The 17,696-nt window shown below is 59.4% G+C and carries 16 protein-coding genes; 8 read left to right on the forward strand and 8 right to left on the reverse strand.

Annotated elements, in window-relative coordinates:
* Positions 1 to 186: 186 nt before the first annotated feature.
* Positions 187 to 1,554, reverse strand: a complete 1,368-nt coding sequence (gene purB, locus QN370_RS11295; RefSeq protein WP_322126463.1) for an adenylosuccinate lyase — start codon at positions 1,552 to 1,554, stop codon at positions 187 to 189.
* Positions 1,555 to 1,721: 167 nt separating this feature from the next.
* Between purB and QN370_RS11300 the strand changes: the two genes are divergently transcribed.
* On the forward strand, positions 1,722 to 2,330 hold the full coding sequence (locus QN370_RS11300; RefSeq protein WP_322126464.1) for a glutathione S-transferase family protein: 609 nt from the start codon (positions 1,722 to 1,724) through the stop codon (positions 2,328 to 2,330).
* A 94-nt stretch (positions 2,331 to 2,424) separates the two neighbouring features.
* On the opposite strand, the gene QN370_RS11305 is transcribed toward QN370_RS11300, so the two are convergent.
* The 3 genes from QN370_RS11305 to QN370_RS11315 form a co-directional block, all read right to left on the reverse strand.
* Positions 2,425 to 2,835 (reverse strand): hypothetical protein, encoded by a 411-nt coding sequence (locus QN370_RS11305; protein ID WP_322126465.1) that lies wholly within the window; start codon positions 2,833 to 2,835, stop codon positions 2,425 to 2,427.
* Between the two features lie 145 nt (positions 2,836 to 2,980).
* Positions 2,981 to 4,093, reverse strand: a complete 1,113-nt coding sequence (gene mnmA, locus QN370_RS11310) for a tRNA 2-thiouridine(34) synthase MnmA (RefSeq protein ID WP_322126466.1) — start codon at positions 4,091 to 4,093, stop codon at positions 2,981 to 2,983.
* A gap of 20 nt (positions 4,094 to 4,113) precedes the next feature.
* A complete protein-coding gene (locus tag QN370_RS11315; protein ID WP_322126467.1) occupies positions 4,114 to 4,584 on the reverse strand; it encodes an NUDIX hydrolase in 471 nt (156 codons plus the stop codon).
* A gap of 234 nt (positions 4,585 to 4,818) precedes the next feature.
* On the opposite strand from QN370_RS11315, the gene QN370_RS11320 reads away from it, so the two are divergent.
* The 3 genes from QN370_RS11320 (at position 4,819) to QN370_RS11330 (ending at position 7,769) form a co-directional block, all read left to right on the forward strand.
* Entirely contained in the window at positions 4,819 to 5,934 is a 1,116-nt protein-coding gene (locus QN370_RS11320) for a Re/Si-specific NAD(P)(+) transhydrogenase subunit alpha (protein WP_322126468.1), read from the forward strand.
* A gap of 63 nt (positions 5,935 to 5,997) precedes the next feature.
* Positions 5,998 to 6,324: an NAD(P) transhydrogenase subunit alpha gene (locus QN370_RS11325; protein ID WP_322124516.1), complete on the forward strand. Its 327-nt coding sequence runs from the start codon at positions 5,998 to 6,000 to the stop codon at positions 6,322 to 6,324.
* Complete coding sequence (locus QN370_RS11330) at positions 6,321 to 7,769, forward strand: NAD(P)(+) transhydrogenase (Re/Si-specific) subunit beta (protein ID WP_322126469.1); 1,449 nt, start codon at positions 6,321 to 6,323, stop codon at positions 7,767 to 7,769. The genes QN370_RS11325 and QN370_RS11330 overlap by 4 nt, the downstream gene beginning before the upstream one ends.
* Before the next feature lie 90 nt (positions 7,770 to 7,859).
* Here QN370_RS11330 and QN370_RS11335 read toward each other — a convergent pair whose 3' ends face one another.
* Genes QN370_RS11335 through QN370_RS11350 form a run of 4 tightly spaced genes read right to left on the reverse strand, consistent with a single transcriptional unit; the run spans position 7,860 to position 12,106 of the window.
* On the reverse strand, positions 7,860 to 8,996 hold the full coding sequence (locus tag QN370_RS11335; RefSeq protein WP_322126470.1) for an FAD-dependent monooxygenase: 1,137 nt from the start codon (positions 8,994 to 8,996) through the stop codon (positions 7,860 to 7,862).
* Positions 8,996 to 10,339 carry an aminopeptidase P N-terminal domain-containing protein gene (locus QN370_RS11340; RefSeq protein ID WP_322126471.1) on the reverse strand — a complete coding sequence of 448 codons (1,344 nt, stop codon included), beginning with the start codon at positions 10,337 to 10,339 and terminating at the stop codon, positions 8,996 to 8,998. Before QN370_RS11340 ends, QN370_RS11335 begins: the two co-directional genes overlap by 1 nt.
* Positions 10,336 to 11,055: an N-acetylmuramate alpha-1-phosphate uridylyltransferase MurU gene (murU, locus tag QN370_RS11345; protein ID WP_322126472.1), complete on the reverse strand. Its 720-nt coding sequence runs from the start codon at positions 11,053 to 11,055 to the stop codon at positions 10,336 to 10,338. Before murU ends, QN370_RS11340 begins: the two co-directional genes overlap by 4 nt.
* 28 nt (positions 11,056 to 11,083) lie before the next feature.
* Positions 11,084 to 12,106 (reverse strand): aminoglycoside phosphotransferase family protein, encoded by a 1,023-nt coding sequence (locus QN370_RS11350; protein WP_322126473.1) that lies wholly within the window; start codon positions 12,104 to 12,106, stop codon positions 11,084 to 11,086.
* 111 nt (positions 12,107 to 12,217) lie between these two features.
* On the opposite strand from QN370_RS11350, the gene QN370_RS11355 reads away from it, so the two are divergent.
* Genes QN370_RS11355 through rsmA form a run of 4 tightly spaced genes read left to right on the forward strand, consistent with a single transcriptional unit; the run spans position 12,218 to position 17,674 of the window.
* Entirely contained in the window at positions 12,218 to 14,431 is a 2,214-nt protein-coding gene (locus tag QN370_RS11355; protein WP_322126474.1) for an LPS-assembly protein LptD, read from the forward strand.
* A gap of 32 nt (positions 14,432 to 14,463) precedes the next feature.
* Complete coding sequence (locus tag QN370_RS11360) at positions 14,464 to 15,861, forward strand: peptidylprolyl isomerase (RefSeq protein ID WP_322126475.1); 1,398 nt, start codon at positions 14,464 to 14,466, stop codon at positions 15,859 to 15,861.
* 14 nt (positions 15,862 to 15,875) lie between these two features.
* Positions 15,876 to 16,898: a 4-hydroxythreonine-4-phosphate dehydrogenase PdxA gene (gene pdxA, locus QN370_RS11365; protein ID WP_323581724.1), complete on the forward strand. Its 1,023-nt coding sequence runs from the start codon at positions 15,876 to 15,878 to the stop codon at positions 16,896 to 16,898.
* Positions 16,895 to 17,674 carry a 16S rRNA (adenine(1518)-N(6)/adenine(1519)-N(6))-dimethyltransferase RsmA gene (gene rsmA, locus QN370_RS11370; protein WP_322126477.1) on the forward strand — a complete coding sequence of 260 codons (780 nt, stop codon included), beginning with the start codon at positions 16,895 to 16,897 and terminating at the stop codon, positions 17,672 to 17,674. Before pdxA ends, rsmA begins: the two co-directional genes overlap by 4 nt.
* Positions 17,675 to 17,696 lie beyond the last annotated feature (22 nt).

Raw genomic sequence — 17,696 nt, forward strand, 5'->3', positions numbered from 1 at the left:
TCAACATCAACATCAACATCAACATCAACATCAACATCAACATCAACATCAACATCAACATCAACATCAACATCAACCCCTACTACTACTACCGCTCAATCGTAGGGTGCAATAACCGAAGGGCATTGCACCAGCCGACGTCATCGACGTCATCGACGCCACGACGTCCGGGCGACCTCCCGCCCGTCAGATCGCCCGCGCCAGCTTCTCCGCAATACCGATGTAATTCGATGGCGTCATCGCCAGCAGCAAGTCCTTGGCATCCTGTGGAATTGCCAGGCCGACGATGAAGTCGCGCAATGCGTCTTTCGAAATACCTTTGCCGCGCGTCAGTTCCTTCAACTGCTCGTAGGCGTTTTCGACTGCGTAGCGGCGCATCACGGTTTGCACCGGTTCGGCCAGCACTTCCCATGTCGCGTCCAGGTCTTCGGCCAGGCGAGCCGGATTGACTTCGAGCTTGTTGAGGCCACGCAGGCAGCTGTCGTAGGCGAGGATGGTGTAGCCGAAGGCGACGCCGATATTACGCAGCACGGTCGAGTCGGTCAGGTCGCGCTGGAAGCGCGAGATCGGCAATTTGTCCGACATGTGCTTCAACATCGCATTGGCCAGACCGAGGTTGCCTTCGGAGTTTTCAAAGTCGATCGGGTTGACCTTGTGCGGCATCGTTGACGAACCAATCTCGCCGGCTTTCAGGCGCTGCTTGAAATAGCCGACCGAGATGTAACCCCACAGGTCGCGGTTCAGGTCGAGCAGGATGGTGTTGGTGCGGGTGATCGCATCGAACAATTCGGCCATGTAATCGTGCGGTTCGATCTGGATTGTGTACGGGTTATAGGTCAGGCCAAGACGCTGTTCAATGACCTCGCGTGAAAAGCTCTCCCAGTCGAAGTCCGGATAGGCCGACAGGTGCGCGTTGTAATTGCCGACAGCGCCATTCATCTTGCCGAGAATTTCGACGGCAGCGATGCGCTGTTCGGCACGGCGCAGACGGGCCACGACGTTGGCGATTTCCTTGCCGAGCGTGGTCGGGCTGGCCGGCTGGCCGTGGGTGCGCGAGAGCATCGGCAGCGCGGCATTGTCGTGTGCGAGCGTGGTCAGCCTGGCGATCACTGCCTGCAGCGCCGGCAACACGACGTCATTGCGGGCGGCTTTGAGCATCATGCCGTGCGAGGTGTTGTTGATATCTTCGGAGGTACAGGCAAAGTGGATGAACTCGGACGCCGTGACCAGTTCCGGGACATCCTTGACCTGTTCCTTGAGCCAGTATTCGACGGCCTTCACATCATGATTGGTCACCGCTTCGATGGCCTTGATGCGGGCGGCATCCGCTTCGCTGAAATCACTGGCGAGCTTGTCGAGCAAGGCACTGGCCGTTGGCGAGAACGGTGTGATTTCGCTGAAGCCCGCTTGCGCCAGCGCCTGCAGCCATGAAATCTCGACTTTCACACGGTGATGCATGAACCCGGTTTCGGACAGGATAGGGCGCAAGGCATCGGTCTTGGCGGCATAACGGCCATCGAGTGGGGACAGGGCGGATAGGGAAGTCAAGGGCATGATGAAGGCTCGGTGGACGAAAAAGGGAAGGGCGGATTCTACCATCCGCAGCCAGTGGAAAATCCGGTTTTGTCAACCTGTTATACGTACCGCAACGACCACAAAGAGCGGCCGGAACAGCGGTCTGCCGGTGCTATAATCCGGCAAAATCCACCTTCTAAGCGTCTATGAAACTCATCGGATCCCTGGCCAGCCCCTACGTGCGAAAAGTTCGTGTCGTGATGGCCGAAAAAAAGCTGGACTACGATTTTGTGCTGGAGGACGTCTGGTCTGCTGACAGCACCATCCTTGCATCGAATCCGTTAGGCAAGGTGCCGTGCCTGATCATGGAAGATGGTACGGCGATGTTCGATTCACGCGTGATTGTCGAGTACCTTGATACGCTCACGCCGGTGGGCAAATTGTTGCCGCCGCCCGGCCGCGATCGGGCCGGCGTCAAATGCTGGGAAGCGCTGGCCGATGGCGTCTGCGACGCGGCAGTGCTGGTCCGGCTGGAAAAAACACAGCGCCTGGAGGCGCTGCAAAGTCAACCCTGGATTGATCGCCAGACCCTGAAAATCAACGCCGGTATCAAGGCGATGTCAACCGGGCTGGCTGAAACTGCCTTTTGTACCGGCAACCAATACACGCTGGCTGATGTCGCCGTGTGCTGCACGCTGGGCTGGCTGACTTTTCGTTTCCCCGACATCGACTGGCGCACCGACTATCCGAATCTGGCCCGGCTCGCGGACAAAGTTGGCGAGCGTGCTTCGTTCAAGGATACGCTGCCACAATAAAACTGGTTCCACGTTGCGAGGGTTTGCAGGTGAGCCAAGATGGTTCGTTGCTTGCCAGGGGCCTAGTTTTTGGAAGCGGGTTTCTGTATTACTTTTAGGCTCCTTCGTTAATATTTTCCATCCCCTTAAAAATATCCATGTTCGATACGTCGAGCGTCGCCTGAGAGTTTGAAGGTTGGTTGACAGACTGTTGGAGTAGCTGAGCCTGTGCGTTTTGGTAGGAAGCCGCCATTGCTGCTACGGCGGGGTCTGATAGTTGCTGCGCAGTCCACTCCATCGCGCCGCCTATTGCACTCGCAGTACTTGCAACATGTGAGACTAAACTTCCAACTGTACTTACAGGGGGCTTAGCGTCTTGTCCATCTCCACCTATAGTGTTGTCGTGGCTTAGGACGGATTCTGGACCAGAATTTGTGCCGCCGGTTTTTCCGGGTTGTGAACTTGGAGACGATAACGCATTTGAGAATGAATCGTTTTTGCTTAATACACTTTGTGGGCCGCTCATGGTGTTGCTCCTCGAAAAAAAGTTGCGTTGTTAGGGATTGAACACTGATCAGTGGCAAGCGTGAATGGATGAGTTCCATCACCGTGTCCGGCACGGCGAAGACTTGCCACCTCTCCCGTACTGCCGCACACCAACCCAGGCAGCGCTACAACACCAGCGAGTTCGCAATAATCCCGCCACCCAGACACACATCATCCCGATACAGCACGGCCGATTGCCCTGGCGTCACCGCCCACTGACTGGCATCGAATGCCAGCTGCATCCGTTGTGGATCGACCATCCGGAAATCGCATGACACGTCAGCCTGGCGATACCGCGTCTTGGCCGATAGTTGACCACCAACCGGCGGCATCCCGGCGATCCAGCTCAGCTGTTCGGCATCGAGGCTGGCCGACAAGAGCCAGGGATGGTCATGACCCTGCACTACATACAGCGTGTTGCCTTCCATATCCTTGCGTGCGACATACCAGGCGTCACTGCTGCCGTCGGCATGTTGATGCGCCTTGATGCCGCCGATGCCGATGCCTTTGCGCTGGCCCAGCGTATAAAAACTCAGGCCGACGTGTTCGCCGACGATGTCGCCTTCCGGCGTTTTCATCGGGCCAGGCTGATACGACAGGTAGCGATTCAAAAATTCGCGGAAGGGCCGTTCACCGATGAAGCAGATGCCGGTCGAGTCTTTCTTGGCAGCGTTTGGCAAGCCAAGTTGTTCGGCCATCTTGCGTACCTCGGTCTTGCGGATTTCACCGAGCGGGAACAGGGTCTTCGAGAGCTGGGCCTGATTGAGCCGATGCAGGAAGTAACTCTGGTCCTTGGTGTGATCGATGGCCTTCAAGAGTTCGAAGCTTCCTGGTGCGACAGTCGATTCGCGCACGCGGGCATAGTGGCCGGTGGCGATCAAGTCCGCGCCAAGGTGCATCGCATGGTCGAGAAAGGCCTTGAACTTGATTTCGGCATTGCACAGCACATCCGGGTTCGGCGTGCGGCCGGCCTGATATTCACGCAGGAATTCGGCGAAGACGCGGTCCTTGTATTCAGCTGAAAAATTGACTGCCTCGATGTCGATGCCCAGCACGTCGGCCACGCTGACGGCATCGATCCAGTCCTGCCGGGTCGAACAGTACTCGGCGTCGTCGTCGTCTTCCCAGTTTTTCATGAACAGGCCGATCACTTCGTAGCCCTGTTCTTTCAGCAATGCTGCCGATACCGACGAGTCAACGCCACCCGATAATCCGATCACCACTTTCTTTTTGCTCATTGCGCACTACCCGTTTGTCTTCAGAAAATCGAGGGAGCACTGTACAGCATCGACAGGGGGATGCGCTTGCCAGCCAGATAATCATCGACACACAGCAGGACAATATCGCTGCGATGCGTCGCCCGCGTGGCGACCAGTTCGTCATAAGACATCCAGAGCGTACGGATGATGCCGTGGTCCAGCGGCTGGTCGTGCACGGCACCGGCGTTGCCGCAAAAGGTGAAGCGCAAATAGGTCACGTCGATGCCGCTGCGCACCGACAAATAGCGCGCCATGTAAAAACCGACCAGTGCGGTCGGGATAAAGTCATGGGCAGTTTCTTCCAGGGTTTCGCGGATCACGGCTTGTTCGAGCGATTCGCGCGGATCAAGATGGCCGGCCGGCTGATTGAAGCGGATGCCATCGCTGGTCTCTTCCTCGACCATCAGGAACAGGCCATTGCGCTCGATGATCGCAGCAACGGTGACAGATGGTTTCCATTGATCGGACATAAGTTCCCCTGAAAGAGCGGCCATTTTACCGTGCCATTTCAGCGTTATGGTGGCGTTTCGGTTGCCACTATTGGTAAAGGTGCGTGTTCTGTTACTGTGCCCCAAGTTAACGCGCTTTAATCTTGCGCAAATTTTTTTAGCAAGCATTTGGTGAATCGAAAAAAAAACGGCAAAATCAGTCACCTTTTTTTCATCCGCACGCCGCCAACAACAACCAACAACAAGGAACATCCCATGAAAATCGGCATACCCGCTGAAACGCGGTACGGTGAAACCCGCGTTGCCGCTACGCCCGAGACGGTCAGGAAACTGATCGCTGCCAAACATACTGTCGTCGTACAAGCCGGTGCGGGCGTCAGTGCCAGCGTCACCGATGAATCCTATGTGGCCGCCGGAGCAACCATCGGTAGCGCCGCAGACGCGTTCGGTGCAGCGATGGTGCTCAAGGTGCGTGCACCGAGTGCCGACGAACTGCCGCTGATGACTTCCGGCACCGTCGTCATCGGCATGCTCAACCCGTTCGATGCCGACAATACCGCCGCGATGGCCGCGCAAGGGTTGTCCGCCTTCGCGCTCGAAGCCGTGCCGCGCATCACGCGCGCGCAATCGATGGACGTGCTGTCCTCGCAAGCCAACATCGCCGGCTACAAGTCGGTGCTGCTGGCGGCGAATACCTATCAGCGCTTCATGCCGATGCTGATGACGGCAGCCGGTACCGTCAAGGCGGCACGGGTACTGATCATGGGTGTCGGCGTGGCCGGGCTGCAAGCCATTGCCACCGCCAAGCGTCTGGGTGCCGTCATCGAAGCCTCGGATGTGCGGCCATCGGTCAAGGAACAGGTCGAGTCGCTCGGCGGTAAATTTCTTGACGTGCCCTACCTCACCGACGAAGAAAAAGAAATCGCCGTCGGCACCGGCGGTTATGCCCGCGCGATGCCAGCCGACTGGATGCGTCGGCAAGCCGAACTGGTCCACGAGCGTGCCCAGCTGGCCGACATCATCATCACGACCGCGCTGATCCCGGGCCGCAAGGCACCGGTCCTGATCAGCGAAGACACCGTCAAGGTGATGAAGCCCGGCTCGGTCATCGTCGACATGGCCGTCGAGCAGGGCGGCAATTGCCCGCTGTCCGAACTCGGCAAGACCGTCATCAAACATGGCGTGCATATCATCGGCGAACCAAACCTGGCGATGCTGCTGGCGGCCGACGCGTCGGCGCTGTATGCGCGTAACGTGCTCGATTTTCTCAAGCTCATCGTCGATGCCGATGCCGCACTGGTGATCAATCGCGAGGACGAAATCGTCGCCGCCACGCTGCTGTGTTCGGGCGGCGAGGTGCTTCGCAAATAAGCAGCGCAAATAAGCTACGCAAATAAGCAGCGCAAATAATCCAAATAAATAATCGAGGACATCATGGAAGTCAGCCACACCATCATCAACCTGATCATTTTCGTACTGGCGATTTACGTCGGCTACCACGTGGTCTGGACGGTTACTCCCGCGTTGCATACGCCGCTGATGGCGGTCACGAATGCGATCTCGGCCATCATCATCGTCGGCGCGATGCTCGCTGCCGGTCTCACCGAAGGCCGTCTCGGCCAGGTCATGGGCACGCTCGCCGTGGCACTGGCTGCGGTCAATGTCTTCGGCGGATTTCTGGTGACGCAACGCATGCTCGAAATGTTCAAGAAAAAAGAACCGAAGGTCGCCAAAGCCCCGGTTGAAGGAAGCAAGCCATGAGCATGAACCTCGTTACCCTGTTGTATCTGATCGCGTCGGTCTGCTTCATTCAGGCTCTCAAAGGCTTGTCGCATCCCTCGACCGCACGGCGCGGCAATGCCTTCGGCATGGGCGGCATGGCGCTGGCCATCGTCACCACGATTGCGCTGATCATCAAACTGAAATCGGAAGCGATGGGCGCACCGCTGGGCTATGGTCTGGTGATCTTTGGCGTGGTTGTCGGTGGCGGCATCGGTGCCTATCTGGCACGCACTGTCGAAATGACGAAGATGCCGGAACTGGTCGCGGCAATGCATTCGCTGATCGGTCTGGCTGCGGTCTGTATCGCCGTGGCGGCCGTGTCGGAGCCGTGGGCCTTCAACATCGCCGCACACGAGATGGCGATCCCGTTCGGTAACCGTCTGGAACTGTTCATCGGCACCTTTGTCGGTGCGATCACGTTCTCCGGTTCGGTCATTGCGTTCGGCAAGCTGTCGGGCAAATACAAGTTTCGCCTGTTCCAGGGCCAGCCGGTCAGTTTTCCGGGGCAGCATTTTCTGAATCTGGCGCTGGCGATTCTGATGGTTGGTTTCGGCCTGATTTTCTGCTTTGCACCGGGTACCGAACCGGCGTGGATTGCCTTCGTGCTGATGGCCATCATCGCCTTTGTGCTGGGTGTGCTGATCATCATCCCGATCGGTGGCGCGGATATGCCGGTGGTGGTGTCGATGCTCAACAGTTATTCAGGCTGGGCGGCGGCCGGGATCGGCTTTTCGCTGAATAACTCGATGTTGATCATTGCCGGTTCGCTGGTCGGTTCGAGTGGTGCGATCCTGTCGTACATCATGTGCAAGGCGATGAACCGCTCGTTCTTCAACGTCATCCTCGGCGGCTTCGGTGGTGATCCTGCGGTCGCCGCAGCAGTCGGTTCGCAAGCGGCACGGCCGGTCAAATCCGGTTCGGCTGACGACGCGGCTTTCCTGATGAGCAACGCTGAAACCGTCATCATCGTGCCGGGTTACGGCCTGGCCGTGGCGCGTGCCCAGCACGCATTGAAAGAGCTGACCGCCAAGCTGACCGCGAAGGGTGTGAGCGTCAAATACGCAATCCATCCGGTGGCCGGGCGCATGCCGGGACACATGAACGTGCTGCTGGCCGAAGCCGAAGTGCCCTACGACCAGGTCTTCGAGATGGACGACATCAACGGCGAATTCGCGCAAGCCGACGTGGTGCTGGTGCTGGGTGCGAACGACGTGGTCAACCCGGCCGCGAAAGATCCGAAATCATCGATTGCCGGCATGCCGATTCTGGAGGTCTACAAGGCCAAGACCGTCATCGTCAACAAGCGTTCGATGGCCTCTGGATATGCCGGGCTGGACAACGAACTGTTCTACATGGACAAGACGATGATGGTGTTCGGCGATGCGAAGAAGGTCATTGAAGAGATGGTCAAGGCCGTCGAATAAAACCGGCGTGTGGGCCAGCGTGCCCGCACGCGAGCAGCACAGCATTGTCCGGTTCGGCCTGCCTCAGTCAGGCCGAATGCTTTTGGTACGTTACCTCTGTCCGTACATCATCTGCTGCGCCAGCATCTTGCGTGCCGGTGCCACCGCATCCATCAACCCCAGCGACAAGCCCAGCAAGCCTTGCGACAGCGTGCCTTCCGGTGCACTGGCGAACACGCGCGCCATCGCATCCGTGACGCGAATGGTCATGCCGCGATCCTGGCTGCGCTGCGCGTGGAACGCGGTCAGTGCGGCGGGACTGACGTCGCTGGCCAGCAAGCGCGCCAGCACCATCGCGTCGCGCAAGCCGAGGTTCAAGCCCTGTCCGGCGACCGGATGCAGCGTCTGCGCGGCATTGCCGATGGCGACCGTGCGGGCGGTAGGCGCGACATGCGCGTTCAGACCGAGCGGGTACATGAAGCGCTGCTTGCAATCGAGGAAGCGGCCGACCCGTCCACCGAATAACGCTGCGAGTTCGATCAGGAACGCGCTGTCGGTCAGCGTCATCAGACGCTCGGCGGTGTCGCTGTGGGCACACCAGACGACTGCGTAGCCATCGTCCTGCGGCAACAGCGCCAGCGGGCCTTCCGAGGTGAAGCGCTCGAAGGCCCGCTGCATCAGCGGCACGCTGGTCGTCACATGCGTGACGATGGCGCTTTGGCGGTAGTCGCGATGCAGCGTGCGGGCCGGTTGCTGCGCAAACACGCCGCCTTCTGCCTGTATCAGTACGTCGCTACGCAAGCTGCTGCCGTCATCGAAGCTCAGCGTCACGTGGTCGGTTAGTTCATCGGTGGCGCTGACCTGCATCGGCCGGCGCACGACAATGCCGGCTTGCGTCGCAGCCGCCGACAGGGCCGTCACCAGCGCACCGTAGCGCGTGACATAGCCCAGCGCCGGCAAGTCGTAGTCGGCACGATCCATCAGCGTGCGACCAAAATGGCCGCGCCGCGAGACGTGAATCTGGGAGATGGCTTGTGCCGGTACCGGCCACGCACCGACCTGTTCGAGAATTTGCCGGCTGCCATACGACAGCGCGATCGAGCGCGGATCAGCGGCTGATTGTGCCGCTGTCTTCGCATCAATCAGGGCGATACGCGCCGGTGCCACGCCGCGCTGCACCAGCAAACCTGCCAGCACCAGCCCGACCGGACCGGCGCCGCAAATGGCGATATCGACGTCGGTCTGCATCAGGTGTTGCGCATCATGGCTTCGATGTCGGCGATGGTTTTGGGTGCGGCGCTGCTCATGACCTCCGCGCCATCGGCGGTGACGGCAACATCGTCTTCGATGCGGATGCCGATGTTCCAGTATTGCTCGGGAATGCCGGGGGCTGGCCGCACGTAGATACCCGGTTCGACCGTCAGCGTCATGCCGGGATGCAGGATGCGCCATGGCTTGTCGCCGCCCTCGCTGGTGGTGTCATTGACTTCGCGGTATTCGCCGACATCATGCACATCCATGCCCAGCCAGTGGCCGGTACGGTGCATGTAGAAATGGCGGTAGTCGCCATTGGTGATGACGTCGTCGAGCGTGCCGACCTTGTTGGCATCGAGCAGGCCGGTATCGAGCATGCCTTGCGAGAGGATGCGCACAGCAGCGTCATGGCCATCCATGAAACGCTGGCCCGGCCGGATGGCGGCAATGGCGGCATGCTGGGCCGCCAGCACCAGTTCGTACAGCGTGGTTTGCGCTGGCGTGAAGCGGCCGTTGGCGGGAAAAGTGCGCGTGATATCGGAGGCATAGCTATCAAGTTCGCAACCGGCATCGATGAGCACCAGATCGCCGTCTTGCAGGACCGTGGCACCCGCGCGGTAATGCAGCACGCAGGCATTCGCGCCGGTGGCAACGATCGAGGTGTAGGCCGGGAAGTCGGAGCCGTGACGGCGGAATTCGTGCAGCAGTTCGGCGTCGATCTGGTACTCGTGCAGACCGGGTTTGGCCATGCGCATTGCCCGTGCATGGGCTTCGGCGGAGATCGTCGCGGCACGGCGCATGATGGCCAGTTCGGAGTCGTCCTTGATCAGCCGCATTTCATTGAGCAGACCGCTGACATCATGGGCTGACGACGGTGCGGTGATGCCGGCACGCGACTGGGTCCGGACTTTTTTCAGCCAGCCCTGGACCTGCGCATCGAGTGCGCTGTTGCTGCCCAGCGCGTAAAACAGCGCTGGCTGGTCGGCCAGCAGTTTCGGCAAGATGGCATCGAGCGCGTCGATCGGGAAGGCGGCGTCGAAACCGAATGCTTCACGGGCATTGTCAGGGCCATGCCGAAAACCTTCCCAGATTTCACGCTCGCTGTTTTTCTCGCGACAGAACAGGATGGATTGATTCTTCTTGCCCGCGACCAGCACGATGACGGCTTCCGGTTCGACGAAACCGGACAGGTAGTAAAAGGTGCTGTCATGCCGGTACGGATATTCGGCATCGCTGTTGCGGTGCACTTCCGGCGCGGTCGGGAGGATGGCTACGCCGCCTCCGCGTGCCTGCATTTGTGCGATCAGGCTGGCGCGACGGGCGGCGTAGGAACTCATGGTTGTTTGCTTTCAGTGAGGGGACGGTTCAATTGGGCCAGACGCTCGGGCGTACCGACGTCTGTCCAGTCGCCACGATACACCTCTCCGCCGATTTGTCCCCGGGCAGCAAAATCGCGTAGCAGTGGTGCTAGCTTGGCGGAGTGTCCGGGAATAAGTGTAGCGAATAATTCCGGCCGGTAGACGCCGATACCCGAGAATGTATACCGTGGTGTGCCATCGTTGTTGACGGCGAAAGTGGTCAGGCCGAAGTCGCCGTCGGGCACGTGCGGCGGATTTTTTACCAGGTAGATCCAGCCGATATCGCGCTGGTCAGCCGGATACGGATTGCCCCACATGTCGGCATCGACCAGCGCCGACTTGACCTGCTCGAAATCGAAATGCGGGCAATAGATATCGCCATTGACGACCACGAACGGCGCATCGCCCAGCAGCGGCAGCGCCTGCGCAATGCCACCGGCGGTGTCGAGTGCGGTGGCTTCCGCCGAATATTGCAGGGTCGCGCCGAACTGACTGCCGTCGCCGAGCGTGTCGACCAGTTGCTGGCCGAGATGGGCGTGGTTGATGACGATTTCGGTGATGCCGGCACGCACCAGGTTCAGGATGTGCCAGACAATGAGTGCGCGGCCGCGGACTTTGAGCAGTGGTTTGGGGCAGGTGTCGGTGAGCGGACGCATCCGCTCGCCGCGCCCGGCGGCGAGGATCATGGCTTTCATGCAGCAGGCTTTCAGTAAGAGATGAAGATCAGAAGGTGTAGCCGACCGACGGTGCCTTGTCCTCGAGTTCATCGAGCAGCACGATCAATGGTGCCAGCACCTTGTAACGACCGGCGACCTTGCGGGTGTAGCGCATTACGAGCGGCAAGTCTTTCAGATAGGCGTCCTTGCCATCGCGGTGATACAGACGCGCGAAGATGCCGAGCACTTTGAGATGACGCTGCAAGCCCATGAATTCAAAGTCACGGTAGAACGCGTCAATGTCGGGGTTCACCGGCAGGCCGGCGCGCTTGGCCCGTTCCCAGTAGCGGATAGCCCAGTCCAGTACTTGCTCTTCATCCCATTCGATGTATGCATCGCGCAGCAGCGACACCAGGTCGTAGGTGATCGGGCCGTACACCGCATCCTGGAAATCGAGGATGCCGGGATTGCCGACCGGTAGCACCATTAAATTGCGTGCATGGTAATCGCGATGCACATACACCTGCGGTTGCGCCAGGTTGTTGGCCAGCAGCGCATCGAAGACGCCATTGAGTGACTTGTGCTGGGCTTCGCTGAGCGTGACGCCGAGGTGTTTGGCGACATACCAGTCAGGGAACAGCATCAGCTCGCGCTGCAGCAGCGCGCGGTCATAGTCGGGCAGCACACCGGGCTGGCTGTGCATCTGGATGTGGACCAGTGCGTCGATCGCATCGAGGTACAGCGCGGGTGCCGTGTCGGCGTTGAGCTGCTCCAGATAGGTGGTCGCGCCGAGGTCGCTGAGTAGCAAAAATCCTTGCGCGACATCCTGCGCCAGCACGGTCGGCACCGATACGCCGGTGGCACCGAACAGTTGGGCGACGGCGATGAAAGGCTGGACATCTTCCTGCGGTGGTGGCGCATCCATCACGATCGCGCTGCTGCCGCTGTTGCCATTCTCGCCGAGGTCGACCCGGAAGTAACGACGGAAGCTGGCGTCGGCTGACGCGGGGCGCAAGCTGTCAAGGCGGATGTCGGCAGGCAGGCTGGCAAGCCAGAGTTTTAAATTGGTCAAACGAAGATCAGTTGGCATAAGTAAAGGCAGGAGACAGTCCGGGTTTCCGGTCGGGAGGGAATGAGTTCCCCTATAATAAGTGATTCAATTTAAAAAATCGCCTGCCACGGTGGTCACTCCCCCCATTTCATGATCCGGTTCCCTGTCCTGTCCCCGACGCAGCGTCTGCTTCGCACCCTGACCGCTGTGGTCGCGGCTGCCGCACTGCCCAGTTACGTGCTGGCCCAAAGCGCGTCCAAGCCTGTGAAGCAGAGTGACCGTGAAGCACCGGCCGAGATCAGCGCAGAGAGCATGACCGGTCGACCTGATCGCGAACTCGATCTGGCCAACAAGGTCGAGATCGTGCGCGGCGTGACGACGATCAACTCCGACAAGGCCCAGTACCATGTCGTCGAAGATGAAGTCGAAGCCATCGGCAATGTCCGCATGAAGCGCGTCGAGGACATCTATACCGGCGACGAGCTCAAGCTCAACATGGATGGCGGTATCGGTTATGTCACCAATCCGACCTATCGCCTTGAGCGCACCAAGGGTCAGGGTGCGGGCAAGCGGATCGACTTTGAATCCGAAACCGAAGCCACGGTGGTCGATGGCACGTACAGCACGTGCGAAGGACCGAACCCGGATTGGTATTTGCGGTCGGGCACACTGAACCTCGACACCGCGCGCGACATCGGCCTGGCCCGGAACAGTGTCGTGTATTTCAAGGGTGTGCCCATCCTCGGCGCGCCGGCCATGTCGTTCCCGCTATCGGGTGCGCGCAAGTCGGGCGTGCTGCCGCCTACCATCGGCGCGACCAACCGCGGCGGTCTCGAAGTCATGGTGCCGTATTACTTCAACATTGCACCGAACCGCGACCTGACCGTTTATCCGAACGTCATTGCGCAGCGCGGTTTGCAGCTTGGTGCGGTGGCGCGGTATCTTGATCCGTCGTATTCGGGCGAAACCAAGCTCGAAGGTTTGCTCAAGGACAAACTGACCGGGACCGACCGCTGGTCCGTGTCATCCATCCATACGCAATCGCTGCTTCCCGGACTGACGCTGAACTGGAATATCAACGCGGCATCCGATGATGCCTATCCAAGTGATTTTTCGCGCACCCTGACCACTGCCCAGCAACGTTTGCTGTTGCGCGACCTGAGCCTGAGTTACGGCCAACCGTACTGGAGCCTGACGGCACGTGCCAGTAAATACCAGGTCTTGCAGGATCCGCTGGCACCGATCGCGCAGCCGTATGACCGCTTGCCACAGATTACTTTCAGTTCGGCGCGTCCGGATATCGGCGGTTTCGATCTGGCACTGGATTCGGACCTGACGCGCTTCGCGCATCCGACGCTGCAGCAGGGTGACCGCCTTTTCGTCAGTCCGAAAGTGTCGTATCCGATTATCGAGCCAGGCTTTTTCATTACACCAAAACTGTCGTTCCATGCGACGCGCTATCAGCTTGCCGATGGCGGTGCCGGTGTCGCGCCAGGTACTGATACCTCGTTGCAGCGGACTATTCCGACCGCCTCAATCGACAGCGGCATGGTATTTGAACGCGAGTCCAATTTCTTTGGCCACGGCATGACCCAGACGCTGGAGCCGCGCCTGTTCTATGTCTACACGCCTTACCGCGACCAGTCGATGCTGCCCAATTTCGACAGTGGACTGGCCGACCTGAGTTTTACCCAGTTGTTCAGCGAAAACCGTTTCGTCGGTAATGACCGCATTGGTGACGCCAACCAGGTCACCGCAGCAGTGACCACGCGCTTTCTGGAAGAGACGGGTGCGGAGCGGGCGCGCATCGCGCTGGGCCAGCGCTACTATTTTGCTGATCAGCGCGTTGCACTCGGGACCTTGCCCAATCAAAGCCGGTCCGACTTGCTGCTGTCGGCCAATGGTCGCGTCAGCCAATCGTTTTCGGCGGAAACCAACCTGCAATACAGCCAGAGCCAGGGTGTGCTCAACCGTGCCAACGCAGGCATCAAATATCAGCCGGGTCCAATGAAGGTACTGAATCTGGCGTACCGGCAGGACTTGCCGAATAATCTGGAAAAATCATTCGAGGTGTCGACGCAGTGGCCATTTGCCAGTCGCTGGTATGGTGTTGGCCGGATCAATTATTCGCTGACCACCAGCAAGGTTGCCGAAGGCTTGCTCGGGGTCGAGTACAAAGCCGACTGCTGGGTGTTTCGCGTCGTTGCGCAGCGCATTCCGACAGCGACCTTGCAAGCCACGTCGGCATTATTTTTCCAGCTTGAATTAAACGGATTGTCCAAACTGGGGTCGAACCCGCTGCAAGCGCTGCGCAGCAGCGTACCGGGTTACCAGAACGTCAATCAACCTTATAACCGTCAATGATTACGAATTTTTCCAGGACTCCAGATCACACCATGCGACAAGTCAACTCCCCAGTTCAGTATCTGAAAATTGCTGCCGTGCTGATCAGTCTCGCCTTCGGCGCGATGCAACCGGCGAGCGCGCAGTTCACACCGTCCAATCAAGTTGCGCCCGCTACCACGGCACCGCGCAGCAAAGAACCGCAGCCCATCGATTCGATCGTCGCCGTCGTCAATAGCGATGTCATCACGCGCCTGGAACTTAACAACCGGGTTGTCATGGTCGAATCGCGCATGAAGCAGCAGGGCACGCAGTTGCCGCAACGCGCATTACTCGAAAAGCAGATCCTCGAGCGCATGATCGTCGATCGCGCCCAATTACAACTGGCGGCTGACAGTGGCATCAAGATTGATGATGTGATGCTGGACCGCGCCATGGCGCGACTGGCCGAGCAGAATCAATTATCGATGCAGGATTTCCGCAACCAGCTGGAACGCGAAGGCATGTCTTTCTCACGCTTCCGTGAAGAGATTCGCGAAGAAATCGCGATGCAGCGGATTCGTGAACGCGAAGTCGACAACAAGCTCCAGATCACCGAATCCGAAGTGGACAACTACCTCGAAGCCGCGAAGAGCGCGCCGCAGATTCAGCCCGAGTACAACATCGCACAGATCCTGGTGCGCATTCCCGAAAACGCGACTGCCGAACAGATCGCTGCACGCCGTGCGCGGGCTGACGACGTTGCCCGCCAATTGCGTGGTGGTGCGGATTTCAACAAGCTGGCGGCGTCGTATTCGGACTCGGTTGATGCGCTCAAGGGTGGCGAGCTGGGCTGGCGGACGGCCGACCGTTTGCCACAAATCTTCGTCGATGCCGTCGCCAAGCTCAACGAGGGCGAACTGTCCGACGTGATCAAGAGCGCCAGTGGTTTCCATATCCTGAAAGTCGTCGGCAAGCGCAGCCGTACCGCCGAGAACAGCACGGCGGCAGTTGCCGCCGCCGCAGTCGAGCAAACCCATGCGCGGCATATCCTGATCAAGGTCAACACCATCGTGACGGCGTCCGAAGCGCTGCGCAAACTGACCGACCTGAAACAGCGTCTCGATAACAAGGCCGCGACTTTCGATGAACTCGCCAAGCTGTATTCGAATGACCTGTCCGCCTCGAAAGGCGGCGACCTTGGCTGGATTTATCCGGGCGATACCGTGCCTGAATTTGAACGTGCGATGAACCTGCTCAAGCCGGGCGAAGTCAGTGCGCCTGTCGAAACACCATTCGGCTATCACCTGATCGAAGTGATCGAACGCAAGAGTCAGGATGTGTCGCAAGAGCGCCAGCGCCTCGCCGCACGTCAGGCATTGCGTGAGCGCAAACTCGAAGAAGCCACGCAGGATTGGGTTCGTCAGTTACGCGATCGCGCTTATGTCGAATACCGGCTGGATAGCCAATAATGGCGACTGCCAGCATGACCACTGTGCGACCGACCGTCGCCATTACCTGTGGCGAACCAGCCGGGATCGGTCCGGAAATCGCCTTGCGCGCCGCCTGGGAGCTGCGTAACGATGTCAATTGCGTGCTCATCGGCGACGCCGCGTTCCTGGCCATTCTGGCCGATCAGATCGATCCGGCCATTGCGCTGGCGGCTACCTCGGTGCAGGCCGTACGCAATGGCGGATTGCCGACTTTTCCGCCGCAGCGACTGGTGGTGCTCGACAGCCCGCTGGCCGCTCATGTGGTGCCCGGTCAGCTCGATCCGCGCAATGGCCGCAGTGTGCTGCAAATGCTCGACATGGCCATTGAAGGTACCCGTGCCGGCTGGTTTGCCGCGATGGTCACTGCTCCTCTGCAAAAAAGCACGATCAATGATTCCGGCGTGCCGTTCACCGGTCACACCGAATACCTCGCTGAAAAAACCGGTACCCCGCATGTCGTGATGATGCTCGCGGCCAGCGGCGCGCATCCGTTGCGGGTGGCACTGGCGACGATTCATCTCGCGCTCAAGGACGTACCGGCGGCGATCACGTTCGACAGTCTTGGCCGCACGCTCGACATCCTGCAGCAAGAGTTGCAGCGCCGTTTCGGACTGGCCACGCCGCGCATTCTGGTGGCGGGACTCAATCCGCATGCGGGCGAGGGCGGCTATCTCGGACACGAAGAAATCGACATCATCATTCCTGCGCTGCAGGCAGCGCGCGCGCGCGGCATCAGTGTGGCGGGTCCGTATCCGGCCGATACGCTGTTCCAGCCCAAGTATCTGAAAGACGCCGATTGCGTGCTGGCGATGTATCACGATCAGGGCTTGCCGGTGCTCAAGTACGCCAGTTTTGGACATGGCATCAATATCACGCTGGGCTTGCCAATTATTCGCACCTCGGTCGATCACGGCACCGCGCTCGATCTCGCGGCACTGGGCGTCGGACATGCCGACCATGGCAGCATGGTCGAGGCGATCCGTACCGCAGTGCAGATGGCGGCGGTCGCTCCATGAAGCACGTCGCCCGCAAACGCTTCGGCCAGAATTTCCTGACCGACAAGCAAGTCCTGCAAGACATCATCCAGACCATCGCCCCGGCCCGCGCCGATACCATGGTCGAAATCGGTCCCGGCCTGGGTGCGATGACGCGATTGCTGCTCGATGACCTCGATCAGCTGCACGTGGTCGAACTCGATCGTGATCTGGTCGTGCGCCTGCAAAAAACCTTCGATCCGAAAAAATTGCTGATCCATTCCGGCGACGCATTGCAGTTCGACTTCGGCACCTTGCCGGTGCCGGCCGGACAGAAGCTGCGTGTGGTGGGCAACCTGCCTTACAACATTTCCAGTCCGCTGCTGTTCCACCTCGCCAGTTTTACCGCGCTGGTGCAGGATCAGCATTTCATGCTGCAAAAGGAAGTGGTTGAACGCATGGTCGCGCCACCCGGTGGCAAGAGCTATGGTCGGCTGTCGGTGATGCTGCAATGGCGCTACGCGATGTCGCTGCGTTTCATCGTGCCGCCGACGGCCTTTGATCCGCCGCCACGCGTCGAGTCGGCCATCGTGCGCATGATTCCTCTCGAAACACCGCTGCCATGCAATCAGCAATCGCTGGAGGCCGTGGTGCTCAAGGCGTTTTCGATGCGCCGCAAGGTACTGCGCAATTGCCTGGCCGGCATGTTCACTGAAAATCAGCTGATCGATGCCGGCGTCGATCCGACCTTGCGGCCCGAGACGATATCGCTGGAGCAGTACGTCGGATTGGCCAACCGGTTGCCGGTCGGCGAGTAATTCGCCGTCGCAAAAAAAACCG

Origin of the sequence: Actimicrobium sp. CCI2.3, from assembly GCF_035019065.1 — a bacterium.
Lineage (GTDB): Bacteria > Pseudomonadota > Gammaproteobacteria > Burkholderiales > Burkholderiaceae_D > Actimicrobium.

What these genes read in the sequence shown, in the direction of transcription:
- purB (WP_322126463.1), bottom strand. Translation starts at nt 1,554, where the DNA reads ATGCCCTTGACTTCCCTATCCGCCCTGTCCCCACTCGATGGCCGTTAT.
- QN370_RS11300 (WP_322126464.1), top strand. Translation starts at nt 1,722, where the DNA reads ATGAAACTCATCGGATCCCTGGCCAGCCCCTACGTGCGAAAAGTTCGT.
- QN370_RS11305 (WP_322126465.1), bottom strand. Translation starts at nt 2,835, where the DNA reads ATGAGCGGCCCACAAAGTGTATTAAGCAAAAACGATTCATTCTCAAAT.
- mnmA (WP_322126466.1), bottom strand. Translation starts at nt 4,093, where the DNA reads ATGAGCAAAAAGAAAGTGGTGATCGGATTATCGGGTGGCGTTGACTCG.
- QN370_RS11315 (WP_322126467.1), bottom strand. Translation starts at nt 4,584, where the DNA reads ATGTCCGATCAATGGAAACCATCTGTCACCGTTGCTGCGATCATCGAG.
- QN370_RS11320 (WP_322126468.1), top strand. Translation starts at nt 4,819, where the DNA reads ATGAAAATCGGCATACCCGCTGAAACGCGGTACGGTGAAACCCGCGTT.
- QN370_RS11325 (WP_322124516.1), top strand. Translation starts at nt 5,998, where the DNA reads ATGGAAGTCAGCCACACCATCATCAACCTGATCATTTTCGTACTGGCG.
- QN370_RS11330 (WP_322126469.1), top strand. Translation starts at nt 6,321, where the DNA reads ATGAGCATGAACCTCGTTACCCTGTTGTATCTGATCGCGTCGGTCTGC.
- QN370_RS11335 (WP_322126470.1), bottom strand. Translation starts at nt 8,996, where the DNA reads ATGCAGACCGACGTCGATATCGCCATTTGCGGCGCCGGTCCGGTCGGG.
- QN370_RS11340 (WP_322126471.1), bottom strand. Translation starts at nt 10,339, where the DNA reads ATGAGTTCCTACGCCGCCCGTCGCGCCAGCCTGATCGCACAAATGCAG.
- murU (WP_322126472.1), bottom strand. Translation starts at nt 11,055, where the DNA reads ATGAAAGCCATGATCCTCGCCGCCGGGCGCGGCGAGCGGATGCGTCCG.
- QN370_RS11350 (WP_322126473.1), bottom strand. Translation starts at nt 12,106, where the DNA reads ATGCCAACTGATCTTCGTTTGACCAATTTAAAACTCTGGCTTGCCAGC.
- QN370_RS11355 (WP_322126474.1), top strand. Translation starts at nt 12,218, where the DNA reads ATGATCCGGTTCCCTGTCCTGTCCCCGACGCAGCGTCTGCTTCGCACC.
- QN370_RS11360 (WP_322126475.1), top strand. Translation starts at nt 14,464, where the DNA reads ATGCGACAAGTCAACTCCCCAGTTCAGTATCTGAAAATTGCTGCCGTG.
- pdxA (WP_323581724.1), top strand. Translation starts at nt 15,876, where the DNA reads ATGACCACTGTGCGACCGACCGTCGCCATTACCTGTGGCGAACCAGCC.
- rsmA (WP_322126477.1), top strand. Translation starts at nt 16,895, where the DNA reads ATGAAGCACGTCGCCCGCAAACGCTTCGGCCAGAATTTCCTGACCGAC.